General features: G+C 61.5%; 12 protein-coding genes. 9 read left to right on the forward strand and 3 right to left on the reverse strand.

Features of this window, described 5'->3' with window-relative positions; all coding sequences use genetic code 11:
- Positions 1-30: 30 nt before the first annotated feature.
- The 8 genes from BLQ41_RS06485 (at position 31) to BLQ41_RS06520 (ending at position 9662) form a co-directional block, all read left to right on the forward strand.
- Positions 31-2316: a heavy metal translocating P-type ATPase gene (locus tag BLQ41_RS06485; protein WP_090178472.1), complete on the forward strand. Its 2286-nt coding sequence runs from the start codon at positions 31-33 to the stop codon at positions 2314-2316.
- 16 nt (positions 2317-2332) lie between these two features.
- Positions 2333-3196: a LysR family transcriptional regulator gene (locus BLQ41_RS06490; RefSeq protein WP_090178475.1), complete on the forward strand. Its 864-nt coding sequence runs from the start codon at positions 2333-2335 to the stop codon at positions 3194-3196.
- A 250-nt stretch (positions 3197-3446) separates the two neighbouring features.
- Positions 3447-4523 (forward strand): putative 2-aminoethylphosphonate ABC transporter ATP-binding protein, encoded by a 1077-nt coding sequence (locus BLQ41_RS06495; RefSeq protein WP_090178477.1) that lies wholly within the window; start codon positions 3447-3449, stop codon positions 4521-4523.
- The gene (locus BLQ41_RS06500; RefSeq protein WP_090178480.1) at positions 4523-6247 is read left to right on the forward strand and encodes a putative 2-aminoethylphosphonate ABC transporter permease subunit; all 1725 of its coding nucleotides are present in this window, start codon (positions 4523-4525) and stop codon (positions 6245-6247) included. The genes BLQ41_RS06495 and BLQ41_RS06500 overlap by 1 nt, the downstream gene beginning before the upstream one ends.
- A gap of 38 nt (positions 6248-6285) precedes the next feature.
- Positions 6286-7311 carry a putative 2-aminoethylphosphonate ABC transporter substrate-binding protein gene (locus BLQ41_RS06505; RefSeq protein WP_090178483.1) on the forward strand — a complete coding sequence of 342 codons (1026 nt, stop codon included), beginning with the start codon at positions 6286-6288 and terminating at the stop codon, positions 7309-7311.
- 143 nt (positions 7312-7454) lie between these two features.
- The gene (locus BLQ41_RS06510) at positions 7455-8588 is read left to right on the forward strand and encodes a TIGR03364 family FAD-dependent oxidoreductase (protein WP_090178485.1); all 1134 of its coding nucleotides are present in this window, start codon (positions 7455-7457) and stop codon (positions 8586-8588) included.
- A complete protein-coding gene (locus BLQ41_RS06515) occupies positions 8588-9154 on the forward strand; it encodes a phosphonate degradation HD-domain oxygenase (RefSeq protein ID WP_090178488.1) in 567 nt (188 codons plus the stop codon). The genes BLQ41_RS06510 and BLQ41_RS06515 overlap by 1 nt, the downstream gene beginning before the upstream one ends.
- Positions 9155-9239: 85 nt before the next feature.
- On the forward strand, positions 9240-9662 hold the full coding sequence (locus BLQ41_RS06520) for a hypothetical protein (protein ID WP_090178491.1): 423 nt from the start codon (positions 9240-9242) through the stop codon (positions 9660-9662).
- Positions 9663-9813: 151 nt separating this feature from the next.
- Here BLQ41_RS06520 and BLQ41_RS06525 read toward each other — a convergent pair whose 3' ends face one another.
- Together BLQ41_RS06525 and BLQ41_RS06530 are read right to left on the reverse strand one after the other, a co-directional pair.
- Positions 9814-11190: a GTPase/DUF3482 domain-containing protein gene (locus BLQ41_RS06525; protein WP_090178494.1), complete on the reverse strand. Its 1377-nt coding sequence runs from the start codon at positions 11188-11190 to the stop codon at positions 9814-9816.
- A complete protein-coding gene (locus BLQ41_RS06530; RefSeq protein ID WP_090178496.1) occupies positions 11183-12562 on the reverse strand; it encodes a DUF2868 domain-containing protein in 1380 nt (459 codons plus the stop codon). Before BLQ41_RS06530 ends, BLQ41_RS06525 begins: the two co-directional genes overlap by 8 nt.
- Positions 12563-12647: 85 nt before the next feature.
- Between BLQ41_RS06530 and BLQ41_RS06535 the strand changes: the two genes are divergently transcribed.
- A complete protein-coding gene (locus tag BLQ41_RS06535; protein WP_090178499.1) occupies positions 12648-13160 on the forward strand; it encodes a dihydrofolate reductase in 513 nt (170 codons plus the stop codon).
- Positions 13161-13282: 122 nt separating this feature from the next.
- Here BLQ41_RS06535 and BLQ41_RS06540 read toward each other — a convergent pair whose 3' ends face one another.
- On the reverse strand, positions 13283-14674 hold the full coding sequence (locus tag BLQ41_RS06540; protein WP_090178502.1) for an L-cystine transporter: 1392 nt from the start codon (positions 14672-14674) through the stop codon (positions 13283-13285).
- Between the last annotated feature and the right edge of the window lie 67 nt (positions 14675-14741).

The following is a 14741-nucleotide window of genomic DNA, read 5'->3' on the forward strand; positions in this document are numbered from 1 at the left end:
TGGCAACAGGCACCTTTATGGACGCGACCAATGAGCGATTCCCTTCACACCCACAAACCCGAGGCTGATCACGATCACGATCACGATCACGATCACGATCACAGCCACAAGCTGCAGCCTGTGCAGAAGCATGAGCATGGCGGCCACGGGGACTCCTGCTGTTCGGCCAAAGTGGCAGCACCGTCGCGGGTCTTGCTGAGCGAAACCCCGACCGCCGGCGCGCGGCTGAGCAGTTTTCGCATCGACGCGATGGACTGTCCGACCGAGCAGACGCTGATCCAGAACAAACTGGGCAAGCTTTCGGGTGTGCAGCAGCTGGAATTCAACCTGATCAACCGCGTATTGGGCGTCACCCACGACCTGCCGAGCACGGCGCCGATTATCGAGGCGATCAAGTCGCTGGGCATGGTCGCCGAGCCGATGGATCAGGGCACCGAAACGCCGGCACCGGTTCCTGAGAAAAAACACTGGTGGCCCCTGGCGCTGTCCGGTGTCGCTGCGCTCGCCGCCGAAGTTATCCACTTCACCAACGCTGCGCCGACCTGGGTCGTGGCAATCATCGCGCTGGTCTCGATCCTCAGCGGCGGCCTGACCACTTACAAAAAGGGCTGGATCGCGCTCAAGAACCTCAACCTGAACATCAACGCACTGATGAGCATCGCGGTGACCGGCGCGATCCTGATCGGCCAATGGCCGGAAGCGGCGATGGTGATGTTCCTGTTCACCGTGGCCGAGTTGATCGAAGCCAAGTCGCTGGACCGGGCCCGTAATGCCATTGGCGGCCTGATGCAAATGGCGCCGGAACAGGCCACGGTGCTCCAGGCCGACGGGAACTGGGTCGAGCAAGACGTCAAAACCATCGAACTGGGCGCGCGAGTGCGAGTGCGTCCCGGCGAGCGGGTTGGCCTGGACGGCGAAGTGGTGTCGGGCAGTTCGACCGTCGATCAGGCGCCGATCACCGGCGAAAGCCTGCCGGTGGAGAAAACCGTCGGTGACAAAGTCTTCGCCGGCACCATCAACCAGTCGGGCTCGTTGGAATACACCGTGACCGCTGCGGCCAATAACTCGACCCTGGCGCGGATCATCCACGCCGTCGAACAGGCCCAGGGCGCGCGTGCGCCGACCCAGCGCTTCGTCGATCAGTTCTCGAAAATCTACACGCCGGCAGTGTTCATCCTTGCCTTGGCTGTCGCGGTCATCCCGCCGTTGTTCATGGGCGCCGTCTGGTTCGACTGGATCTACCGGGCGCTGGTGTTGCTGGTGGTCGCCTGCCCTTGTGCACTGGTGATTTCCACGCCGGTAACCATTGTCAGCGGTCTCGCCGCGGCGGCGCGTAAAGGCATTCTGGTCAAGGGCGGCGTCTATCTGGAGGGCGGTTACAAGCTCGATTATCTGGCCTTGGACAAGACCGGCACGATCACCCACGGCAAACCGGTGCAGACCGACTACCTGTCACTTGATCCGACCGCCGAGGAAACAGCCCCGGCGATTGCCGCTGCGTTGGCCGGTCGCTCGGATCACCCGGTGTCGTTGGCCATCGCCAACGCGGCCGTGGATAAATACCCTTTGCCGCTCGTTGTGGATAACTTCGAGGCGCTGGCTGGACGTGGTGTACGGGGCGAAATCAACGGTCAGGTCTACCATCTTGGTAATCACCGCTTGGTGGAAGAACTGAACCTGTGCTCACCCGCGCTGGAAGAAAAGCTGTTTGCGCTGGAGAAACAGGGCAAGTCCGTGGTGTTGCTGCTCGACAAGTCTGGCCCGTTGGCGCTGTTCGCCGTGGCCGACACCGTGAAGGAGTCCAGCCGCGAGGCGATTCGGCAGCTGCACGAACTGGGCATCAAAACCATGATGCTGACCGGCGACAACGTCCACACCGCGCAGGCGATTGCCGAGCAAGTAGGCATCGATGTAGCCAGAGGCGATCTGCTGCCGGCTGAAAAACTGCAAGCCATCGAAGCGCTTTATGCACAAGGTCACCACGTCGGTATGGTCGGTGATGGCATCAACGATGCGCCGGCGCTGGCCCGTGCCGAGATCGGTTTCGCCATGGCTGCTGCGGGCACCGATACCGCCATCGAGACCGCTGATGTCGCCCTGATGGACGATGATCTGCGCAAGATTCCAACGTTTATCCGACTGTCGCGGCAAACATCGAGCATCCTCAAACAGAACATTGCCCTCGCGTTGATCATCAAGGTGATCTTTCTTGGGGTAACCTTCGCCGGGATCGCCACCATGTGGATGGCGGTTTTCGCCGACATGGGCGTGAGCTTGTTGGTGGTGTTCAACGGTTTGCGCCTGTTGCGCAAATAATCGATGGGGGAAGGGTGTGCTGAGTGCCGAGCTGAAGGCGTTTTACATGGTGGCCCGTCTGGGCAGCATCACTTTGGCGGCGAAAAAGCTTGGTCTGAGCCAACCCACCGTGACAACGCAGATCCGCAACCTGGAAAGCCAGTACTCGGTTGAGCTGTTCTACCGGGGCGGTCGTCGCCTCAGCGTCAGCGATGAAGGCGCGCGCCTGCTGCCGATGGTCAAGGCGCTGTTGCAACAGGAAGCCGACATCGAGTTTTTCCTGCGCAACAGCGGCCAGGTCCAGGGCACCTTGCGCATCGCCGCCACTGCGCCGTATTACATCCTTGATCTGGTCAAGACCTTCCGCGAGCGTTTGCCGCACGTGGAAGTGTCGGTAGAAATCGGCAACTCCCAGCAGGTACTCGAAGCGCTGGAGGAATACCGGGTGGATGTCGCCGCATCGTCACAGTTGCTCGACGATGCGCGCTTGATTCGCCGGGTGCTCGGCAGTGATCCGTTGGTACTCGCGGTGCATCGCAATCATCCGCTGGCGGTGCATGACCATGTGCCGCTCAGTGCACTGGCCGGGCATACGTTGTTGATGAGGGAGCCGGGCTCCACCACCCGGCGCCTGACTGAGGAATTACTGGCCAATGCAGGCGTGAGTTTCGGGCCGCTGCTGGAAATCGGCAGCCGTGAATCGATTCGTGAAGCGGTGCTGCGCAACATCGGCATCAGCATCATTGCCCGGCAGGAAGTGCCGCACGACCCGCAATTGCGCGTGCTGACCCTCGAGAATGCACCGCAGATTCCCGAGTATTTGTATTGCCTCAAGGAAAGGAAGGGCGCGCGGCTGCCGGCGGCGTTTCTCGGGGTGGCGCAGGAAATGGCGCCGGCCTGAAAATCTTCAGTGCTAGTACCGGCCTCATCGCGGGCAAGCCCGCTCCCACAATGGGCAATGGTGTTCAAAAATCTGCTGCTCGCCACCGACCCCTGTGGGAGCGGGCTTGCCCGCGATGGCGTCAGGTCAGGCTGCGCAAGTCTTGAACCCAAATCCTTGAATACCACTATCAGCCGTTTTTGCCTCACTGCCACATGACGGACGCATTACATCCCTAGGATGGCCTTCATCTGCTTGATGAGGCCTGTCCATGAACCACTCGATCGCAACTGCCCTGACCAACCCCGGTGCCCCGATGAAGGTGCGTGGCGTGCAGAAACGCTTTGGCGCGTTCACCGCGCTGGATAACGTTTCCCTCGACGTGGCAGCCGGTGAACTGGTGTGCCTGCTCGGCCCGTCGGGCTGCGGCAAAACCACGTTGCTGCGGTGCATCGCCGGTCTGGAAAAGCAGGACAGCGGCGAGTTGTACCTCGGTGATCGCGACGTTTCCCACCTGGCGCCGCAAGCCCGGGACTACGGCATTCTGTTCCAGTCCTACGCGTTGTTCCCCAATCTCACCGTCGAAGCGAACATTGCCTACGGCCTTGCCGGCAGTGGTCGCGATGAAGTGCGTCAGCGTGTCGGTCAGATGCTGGAACTGGTCGGCCTGATCGGCAGTGAGAAAAAATATCCCGGCCAATTGTCCGGCGGCCAACAGCAGCGAGTTGCACTGGCCCGCGCCTTGGCGCCAGCACCGTCCTTGTTGCTGCTGGACGAGCCGATGTCCGCCCTCGACGCCCGGGTCCGCGAGCACCTGTGCACCGAACTGCGCCAACTGCAACGCAACCTCGGCGTCACCACCCTGATGGTCACTCACAATCAGGACGAGGCCATGCTGATGGCCGACCGCATCGCCGTGATGAACAACGGCAAGGTCGAGCAATACGCCACGCCACAGGAAATCTATGATCGCCCGGCCACACCGTTTGTGGCTGAGTTCGTCGGTCAGGGCAACTGGCTGCCATTCCAGCGCAGCAGCGACAGCCATGCCCAGGTCGGCGGGATGAACATGCGCCTGGCCGAAGGCAGCGCCAAAACCGCGTCGGGCCGTTTGTTCTGCCGTCCGGAAGCCATCAACGTCAACCCGCCGGTGCATGAAGAAAACCTGTTCCCGGCCAAGGTTCGCGAAATCACGTTCCTCGGCAACCGCTGCCGCATGAGCTTCGAGCTCGATCAATTGCCAGGTCATGCACTGCTGGCGGAATTGGCACCGCAAGACATGCCGCGTCTGGGCGCGCAGCAGATCATGGTCGCCTTGCCGCCACGCAGCCTGCAGGTGTTTGCCTGATGAGCGCGAACATCGCGCTGCCGATACCGCACAAGCAGGTTCGGCAGACCTCCCGTGCCGAGATTGGTGACCGGGTGTTCGTGGTCGGCGGCAAGGTTCTGTTGCTGGTGTTGTTGGGCGTCGCGGTGTTGATGCCGTTGCTGGCGATCTTCTGGCGCGGCTTCAGTTCCGAAGCCGGGCAGGGCGGTGGCCTGGTCGCCGCCCGTGAGTTGGTGACCAGTGCGAACTTCCACTGGTTGCTCGGCAACAGCCTGAAAGTTTCCCTCAGTGTCGCGGCCATCGTCGTACCGCTGGCTTATCTGTTTGCCTACGCGCTGCAACGCACATTGATCCCCGGCAAAGGCATCTGGCGCGGCATGTCGCTATTGCCGTTGATGGCGCCGTCGATGCTGCCGGGCATTGCGCTGGTTTATCTGTTCGGCAATCAAGGCATGCTGCGCGGTTTGCTCTCGGACAACATCTACGGGTTCTGGGGCATTGTGCTCGGTGAAGTGATCTACACCTTCCCACACGCCTTGATGATTTTGCTGTCGGCGTTGTCCTTGGCGGATGCGCGACTGTTCGATGCCGCCTCAAGCATGGGCGCCAGCCCTGCGAAAGCCTTTCGCAGCATCACTTGGCCGGCCACCCGTCAGGCAGTGTTCGCGGCGTTTTGTCTGGTGTTCACCCTGACCATCACCGACTTCGGCGTGCCCGTGGTGGTTGGTGGTGACTATCAAGTCCTGGCGCTGGAAGCCTACAAAGCCGTGGTCGGCCAGCAACAGTTTGGACGGGGCGCGTTGATCGGCATGGTCTTGTTGCTGCCGGCATTGTTCAGTTTCGGAGTCGATGCGTGGCTGCGTCGGCGTCACGGCGACTCCATGAGCGGCCGCGCGCAAGTCTTCCAACCGGCACCGTCGAAGCTGCGCGACGGTTGCTACCTGGCCATCGTGCTGCTGATCTGCGCGGTGTTGCTGCTGGTGTTCGGCATGGCGGTGTTTTCATCGCTGGTGAAATTCTGGCCGTACAACCTGTCGCTGTCGCTCAACCATTACCAGTTCAACGACACGGCGGGCGGCGGTTGGCTGGCCTACGGCAACAGCGTGAAGATGGCCGTTTGCACGGCGTTGATCGGCAGCGTGCTGATCTTCACCGGCGCCTACCTGATGGAAAAAACCAGGAGCCAGCGCGGGCTGAATCTGACGCTGCGCATGCTCAGTTTCGTACCGATGGCGGTGCCGGGTCTGGTGCTGGGCCTGGGTTACGTCTTCTTCTTCAACCTCAACGGCAACCCGCTGCATGTGCTCTACGGGACCATGACCCTGCTGGTGGTCTGCACCATTGCGCATTATTTGACCACCGCGCAAATGACGGCCACCACCGCGCTGCGCCAACTCGATGCCGAGTTCGAAGCTGCCGCGCTGTCGCTCAAGGCGCCGCTGTATCGGCATTACCTGCGCGTCACGGTGCCGATCTGCCTGCCGGCGCTGCTGGACATCGTGCGCTACCTGTTCGTCTCGGCCATGACCACTGTCTCGGCGGCGATCTTCCTCTACAGCCCCGACACCATCCTCGCGGCGGTGGCGGTGCTGAACATGGACGACGCCGGCAACGTCGGCGGCGCGGCGGCGATGTCGACCCTGATTCTGTTCACCTCGGCGGGCGTGTCCCTGCTGCTGGCCTGGGCTTCGCGCGGTTTGCTGCGCCGCTCCCAGGCCTGGCGGCAGACCGCGCCCGGTCATTGATTCCGTACAACCCCTCAACTCAAAAACAGGAAAAGATCATGTTCAAGCCCCTGGCCCTGGCCGCTGCTGTCCTCACCGCTTTCAGCCTGAACGCCTTCGCGGCGAAAACCGAGTTGACGGTGTACACCGCCCTCGAAGCCGAGCAACTGAAGACCTACAAGGAGGCCTTCGAAAAGGCCAACCCGGACGTCGAGATCAAGTGGGTACGCGATTCCACGGGCATCATCACCGCCAAGCTACTGGCCGAAAAAGCCCGCCCGCAGGCTGACGCCGTGTGGGGTTTGGCCGCCTCCAGCCTGGCGATCCTCGACCAGCAAGGCATGCTGCAAAGCTACGCGCCGAAGGACCTCGGCAAGATCGGCGGCAACTACCGCGATGCCGCCAATCCGCCAGCCTGGGTCGGGATGGACGTCTGGGCCGCCACCATCTGCTTCAACACTGTCGAAGCCGAGAAGCAGGGCCTGAGCAAACCGGTCAGTTGGCAGGACCTGACCAAGCCTGAGTACAAAGGCAAGATCGTCATGCCCAACCCGGCCTCGTCCGGCACCGGTTTCCTCGACGTCAGCGCCTGGCTGCAAACCTTCGGCGAGAAGCAGGGCTGGGCGTACATGGACGGTCTGCACCAGAACATCGGCCAGTATGTTCACTCCGGTTCCAAGCCCTGCAAGCTGGCAGCGGCGGGTGAATTCCCGATTGGTATTTCCTTCGAATACCCGGCTGTTCAGCTGAAGCGCCAAGGTGCGCCGCTGGACATCATCCTGCCGAAAGAAGGCCTGGGTTGGGAGATTGAAGCGACGGCTGTGATCAAGGGCACGCCCCACGAAGACGCAGCGAAAAAACTGGCTGACTTCTCTGCCAGCCCAGCGGCGATGGAGCTTTACAAAGAGAACTTCGCCGTCCTTGCGCAGCCGGGCATTGCCAAGCCGCAGACCGAATTGCCAGCGGATTATGAGCAGCGCCTGATCAAGAACGACTTTGCCTGGGCCTCGAAAAACCGCGACGAAATCCTGACCGAGTGGCGCAAGCGCTATGACGGCAAGTCCGAGAAAGTGGTTGCCAAGTAAGCTCTTTATTGGCTGACAGGGCCCCATCGCGGGCAAGCCCGCTCCCACAGTGTCCGTGGTGTTCACCAAACCTGTGTCCACCACGCAACCCCTGTGGGAGCGGGCTTGCCCGCGATAGCGGTCTCGAGTCCAGGGAAAATCCCATGACACAACACAACGACATGCTGATCGTAGGTGCCGGCATTCTCGGCCTGTCCCACGCCTATGCCGCCGCCAGACGCGGTCTGAAAGTCACCGTCTTCGAACGCAGCGAAACGCCTTTGGGCGCCTCGGTGCGCAACTTCGGCCAGGCACTCGTCACCGGCCAACCCCCAGGCGTCATGCTCGAACTGGCCAAGGCCAGCCGTGAGATCTGGGGCCAGTGGGCACAACTCGCGGGCCTGCAACTCAAGCGCAACGGCTCATACCTGTTCGCCCGCACCGAAGCTGAAGAACATCTGCTGCAAGCCTTTTGCAACGGTCGCGCCGTGGAGCACAACTACAACGTCGAGCTTCTGCGCGGCGCGGCGTTGCGGGATCTCTACGGCGGCCAGTTCAGCCATCACCGCGCCGCGTTGCACGGCATGGACGATCAGCAGCTGTATTCGCGCGAAGCGATTCCGGCACTGATCGACTTCCTGCGCCGCGAACTCGGCGTCGAGTTTCACTTTTCCACACTGGTGCGCGACATCGAGCCGGGCCGCCTGCACAGCACCGCCGGCAGCTTCAGCGCCGAGCAGATCATTGTCTGCTCCGGCCACGATTATCAGACCTTGCTGGCCGAACCGATCGCCGAGCTCAATCCGCAAATCTGCCGCCTGCAAATGCTCCGGGCCCGCCCGCAAATCAACCTCAATCTGCAACACGCGTTGCTCACCGGTTTGAGTTGCGTGCACTACGGCGCCTTCGCCGATCTGCCGGAAGCGGCGGCCGTGCAGGCGCATATCTTGCGAGACGAACCACACCTGCATGAAAACGGCATCCACCTGCTGATCAGCCCGACGCCGTACGGTGAACTGATCATCGGCGATTCCCACCATTACGGCAGCGACCCGTCACCGTTCAACGCCGAGCAAGTGGACAACTGGATGCTTGAACTGGCCGAGCAGACATTGGGCTGCAAGGTGCAAGTGGTCGAGCGCTGGCAGGGCGTCTATGGTTCACGGGGGCCGGGGCCGTTCTCGTTCCTGCGTCCGCTGCCAGGTGTGAGTGTGGCGCTGATGCACACCGGTGTCGGCATGAGCGTCGGGCCGGCAATGGCTGATCGCAACATTGCACAGTTGTTGGGGGAAGGTTGATGGAGCGTCATGAGCAAGTGATCGCCGAAGTCTTCGGACTGTACGAGCGCTTTGGCGACAGTGATTACATCGGTGAACCGGTGTCGCAGATCGAGCACATGTCCCAGGCCGCCGAACTGGCGATGGCCGAAGGTTTCGATGATGAAGTGGTGCTGGCCGCATTTTTCCACGACATCGGGCATATCTGCGCCAAGAACGCCGAGAACATGGAAGGCTTCGGCGTGGTCAGTCACGAGCGTCTGGGCGCCGATTACCTGCGGCGCGCAGGATTCAGTGAACGCCTGGCGCGGCTGGTGGAATATCACGTGCAGGCCAAGCGTTATCTGACACTCAAGGAGCCTGGATACTACGAGCGCTTGAGTGAAGCCAGTCGCCGCACGCTGGCATATCAGGGTGGAGTGATGAGCGAGTCCGAGGCCGAGGCGTTCGAGCAGGATCCGTTGTGCGAGGTCAGTCTGCGGATGCGTCAGTGGGATGAACGGGCCAAGGAGATGTGGGTGCCGGTGATTGATCTTGAGATCTTGAAGCGCAAGGCCGTCACGCTGTTGTCTGGCGAGGCGCGCTGAGTTGTCTCACACAGGACAGGGAAACGGTTGATGGAGCCGCCTGCAACAAAGGCTCAGTCTGAACGTTTCGAACAGGAGCGCATGGATGCGTTATTTGAAAGTGATTGCACAGGATGTGAGCGGGAAGGGTCAGGTAGACACGCTTCATTTTCGGTTTCATGAAGATGAATACGTGCTGCGCGAGGCAATCGAGACTGATCGTCATCGGCTCAAGGCTCTCGGTAAAACGTATTTGAAATGTGCCTGGTTCAACGCCGGGGGGAGTGAAGAGCGGCATTTGCGGATCTTTGCTGAAAACCCGACCGGCGACGGTACGCCGGAAGCTGTACGACTGCATTTTCATGAAGGACCGACGATTGCCTACAAGGCAGCGGCTCGCGATCTTGATAACGATGGGGAGTTTGAGCTGATGTTGAGCTCGGATGTCGACAATGACGGGCGTGCGGATCGCACCGATCGCAATCGGGTCAGGTCGTTGGCGCGGGAGTATCTGAAGCTCGACTGGTAACGTTCCTCGCGATACCGAGTCGCGGCCATCGCGGGCAAGCCCGCTCCCACAAGGTCTTGGGTGATGCAGCAAATGTATGAACAACAACGATCCCTGTGGGAGCGGGCTTGCCCGCGATGAGGCCAGAGCTGACACCACACATTTCAGGCCTTTAAAGCTGCTGCGCCAACACCTCGATTTGCTCCTGCCGTTCAGCCTGGCTCAACCTGGACTGCTTATTCAGCGACGACCACTGAGGATGCGCCCGAGCCTTGTTCAGCGCTTCGGGCAGTTTGCCTTCGCGCCAGGTCTTGTCCTGGGGCGTGGCGAGCTTGATGCTGTCCATCGCGGCATGGCCTCGCGCGTTCAGTGCCTGCAAAAGCTGTCGCTGGCGCAACGCCAACAGGCGCAACACGCTGTCGTCAACGGTCAGCTCTCGCTGGCCCTTGATCTTGCCCATCAACCGACTGCCATAACTGCGCGCGGTTTGCAGGGCGCCGCCGGCAATTGCGCCGGCCAAGGCTGCCGCCCCCAGAGTCAGACCACCCACCAGCAAATCGACGCCAGCGCCGGCTGCCGCGCCCGCCGCAATACCTCCGCCGACCCGAACGCCCAGTTGCTTGAGGGTTTCGGGGTTGAACAAATCATCGCCCCAACGGCCATCGAGCAATGGCAGGTCACTGGCTGCGGCGTCCTGTGGACGAAAGGCGTACAGCTTGAGCAGCGCTTCGACGCAGCGTTGTTCCCGTTGTCGAACCGCTTTGCGCAATTCGCTGATGGCGTGTTGTTCTTGCTCGGCATCGCTGACCACACTACGCCGGCACGCCGCGCAATCGATCAATAATTCGGCAATCAGCCGCGCCGCACTTTGCTGCCGGGCCAGGCGCTGTGCCTGTTGATCGGCAATCAAGCGTTCCAGTTGTTCCCGTGAGCCTTCCAGCAGCAGGGCGAGGCTTTCATAGAGGCGACGTTCGCCATCTTCCGGCGGTGCCACGCTGTCGAAACGCACCAAGGCGTGCAGCCCCAGACGCGCCAGCGCTTCACGCCAGTCCGGTTCGCGATGATTGGCGCTGCTGACGAAATTCAACACAGGCAGCAACGGTTTGCCGCAACTGGCCAACACTTCCAATTCGTCGCGGTACTTGGCCAGCACCGGCTCCCGGGCATCGATCACGTAGAGACCGGCGTCGCAGGTGAGCAGTTGTCGCAGCACCTTCGCTTCCTGTTCGAACCGTTGCCGCGCTTCGCTGCCGTCAAGAAAACGCGCCAAGCGTGCCGGGCCGTCGAGGCGTTCGCCGGGACGTTCCAGGCGTTCGAGGTAGTCGAGCAGGGCGATGGCGTCTTCCAGGCCCGGCGTGTCGAAGAGGTCGAGCAAGGGCTCGCCATCCACCGACAACCGTGCGCCTTCGACGTGGCGCGTGGTGCTGGGGCGATGGGACACTTCGCCGAACCCGACATCCCGGGTCAACGTGCGCAGCAATGAGGTTTTGCCGACATTGGTGTGGCCGACCACGGCGAGCTTCAACGGCGCTTTCCACGGATTAGTCATGGCCGCTCTCCAGCCAGTTCATCGGCGCGCAGTCGGCGAAAGGCAGGTTCAGTTGTTGCAATGCCACATGCCAGTCGCCCAAGCGTTCGGAATCCAGCGCTTCACCGTTGGGCGCTTGCAGCAACCAGACCCGCGTCGCGGTGGCGTTGCGCGCCAGTTCGGCAATCAGTGCCAGGCTGCCACGGTCCGGCGAACGCCGTGGATCGCAGGCGATGGCCAATCGCTCGGGAGGGAAGCGACTCAGCTGTTCGAGGAGTTTGTGGCGAGATTCACGACTGTCGAGAATGCCGGCGTTGTTCACGTTCTTGGGCAGTTGCGGCGGCCACGGGCGTTGATCGTCCAGCTCGATGGCCACCAATAGCGCGCCATCGCTTTGCAATTCGCTGGCGCTGCTTTCGATCTGATGAAGGTTGTCCGGCGCGGCATCGCTGATGCCCAGGCGTTCGCTGGTGGGCATCAGGCGTTCACGCAATTGGGCGTAGCCGGGCAGGTTCAAATCCAGACTCAAGGCGGCTTGCCCGGATTTCCAGCGCCACCCACAAAACAGCGCCAGCAACAGGCGCGGTAACACGCCATAGACCAGCAACACACCGACCAGCCAGGCGGCCCACGCCTGACGGGCGATTTCGATGTTCAACGCGGCCTCGCCACTGGCGCGGATCATCTCCACGGTGGGCACGCTGAAACCGAGCAGTGCCGGCAGGGTGCCGAGGGCCTGGGTCATGGCGACGAAAGTGTCGGCGCTGAGGATCGTGGTTTCCCAAACGAACCCGTAACGCCGGGTCGCCATCAACGTCAGCAGAATCGCCAGGGCACTGAGCATTGCCAGCAACCACAGGCTGTTCACCAGCACGCCGATGGCCCAGCGATTGAGTTTCTGGCGTTGCAATAACAAGAGCAGGGCCGGCGCCAGTTGCGCTGCTTTGGCGTCGCGGGCGAGTTTCTCGCTGAGCCATAACCACAAGCGCCCAAGGGTGTCGCCGTGTTCGCCAGCGAACATCAGGCCCAGCGCCCAGCTCAGCAAAAGAATCAGGTTCAGCCCGAGCAGACTGCCCAAGGCCCAGAACACATTGACCGGCGTTTGCCCGTCGCCCAGAGCGGCAAACGCCAGGCCGGCGCCGCTGACCACGGCGAGCACAGCCAGGACGATCAGCGCCAGTCGCGCACCTTGCAGCCAATGTTTGAGGGCTGTGGCCAGGCCGTCGCGTTCAGCCAGCCACAGGGCCCGATGCTGAATCCGCGTCGGCAGATCGCCACCGGCGCTGCGGGCCAGTCGGTTGGCTTCCAGATCCTCCAGGGGCCCGGCGTGTTCTTCACGCAGGCGCACGGTTTCGGTCAACCAGAGGTTTTGCAGTGGCGTCAGTTCAGTCACGCGACATTCCGTTGCTCATTTGAGGTGTGAGCATAACCGCTGTGGCGCTTATCGGGGTACGGGAGGCTCTGGTATCCTCGCCGACATGACTAAATCACTCCCCCTCAGCCTGATCGCAGCCCTCGGTGAAAACCGTGTGATCGGCGTCGACAACAGCATGCCCTGGCACTTGCCGGGGGACTTCAAATACTTCAAGGCCACCACCCTGGGCAAGCCGATCATCATGGGTCGCAAGACCTGGGATTCCCTCGGTCGTCCGCTGCCGGGCCGCTTGAACATCGTGGTCAGCCGTCAGGCGGATCTGGTGCTGGAAGGCGCGGAGATTTATCCATCGCTGGAGGCCGCGGTAGTTCGCGCCGAAGCCTGGGCGAAGGAGCAGGGCGTCGATGAGTTGATGCTCATTGGCGGGGCGCAGTTGTATGCGCAGGGGTTGGCTCAGGCGGATCGGTTGTATTTGACGCGCGTCGCGCTCAGCCCGGAAGGGGATGCGTGGTTTCCGGAGTTTGATTTGAAGGCGTGGAAGCTGGTGTCCAACACTCCGAATCCAGCTGTAGATGACAAGCCGGCATACAACTTCGAGGTGTGGGAAAAAGCTTAAAAGCATCGCGGGCAAGCCCACTCCCACAGTGGTTTTGTGGTGAGGCTCACATTGTGTGAACACCGCCGAACCCTGTGGGAGCGGGCTTGCCCGCGAAGAGGCCCGCTCAGCCGCTGAAAGACTTAAGCGTGAGCCAACTCCGCATGCTCATCCGCATCCAGCAAGTTTTTATCGGTCTGCTGCATCATCTGACTGGTAATCGCCCCGGCCGTGATCGAACCGCTCACGTTCAACGCCGTACGACCCATATCAATCAGCGGCTCTACCGAAATCAGCAACGCCACCAATGACACCGGCAGGCCCATTGCCGGCAGTACGATCAGCGCCGCAAAGGTCGCGCCACCGCCCACGCCCGCCACGCCCGCCGAACTCAGCGTCACAATCGCCACCAGCGTCGCGATCCACAATGGGTCCAGCGGATTGATGCCCACGGTCGGCGCCACCATCACCGCCAACATGGCCGGGTACAAGCCGGCGCAGCCGTTCTGGCCAATGGTTGCACCAAACGAAGCGGCGAAACTGGCGATGGACTGCGGGATGCCCAAGCGACTGGTCTGCGCTTCGATGCTCAGCGGGATCGTCGCCGCGCTTGAGCGGCTAGTGAAGGCAAAGGTCAGTACCGGCCAGATCTTGCGGAAGAAGCGCAGCGGATTGATCCCTGCCGCCGACACCAACAGGCCATGGACCACAAACATCAGGCCCAGGCCGATGTAAGAAACCACCACGAAACTGCCGAGCTTGATGATGTCTTGCAGGTTGGAGCCAGCGACCACTTTGGTCATCAGCGCCAATACGCCGTATGGCGTCAGCTTCATCACCAGACGCACCAGGCGCATCACCCAGGCTTGCAGGGTGTCGATGGCGTTGATCACTTTCTGACCTTTTTCCACGTCATCTTTCAGCAGTTGCAAGGCGGCCACACCAAGGAACGCCGCGAAGATCACCACGCTGATGATCGAAGTCGGCTTGGCGCGAGCCAGATCGGCAAACGGGTTTTGCGGAATGAACGACAACAGCAGCTGCGGTACATTCAGGTCGGCCACCTTGCCGGCGTAGTCAGTCTGAATGGTTTGCAGGCGGGCCATTTCCTGAGTGCCGGCCACCAGGCCTTCAGCGGTCAGGCCGAACACGTTGGTCAAGCCGATGCCGATCAGCGCCGCGATGGCAGTGGTGAACAGCAGCGTGCCAATGGTCAGGAAACTGATCTTGCCCAACGACGAAGCGTTGTGCAGCCGCGCCACAGCGCTGAGGATCGAGGCGAACACCAGCGGGATCACGATCATTTGCAGCAACTGCACGTAACCGTTGCCCACCAGATCGAACCAGCCGATCGAGGCTTTCAGCACCGGGTTGCCAGCGCCGTAAACGCCGTGCAGGGCAACACCGAACACCACGCCCAATGCCAGTGCGAGCAGGACTTTCTTCGCCAGGCTCCAGTTCGTGTGACGGGTTTGCGCCAGGCCAAAGAGCAGGGCGAGGAACACCAGCAGATTGAGGATCAGCGGCAGATTCATGGAAAAGCTCCGATAAGACGTGTGCCAGTCACCTTCCGGGATGACTGCGACCGGCAAGCCTAACAGC

The organism is Pseudomonas arsenicoxydans (assembly GCF_900103875.1).
Classification (GTDB): Bacteria; Pseudomonadota; Gammaproteobacteria; order Pseudomonadales; family Pseudomonadaceae; genus Aquipseudomonas; species Aquipseudomonas arsenicoxydans.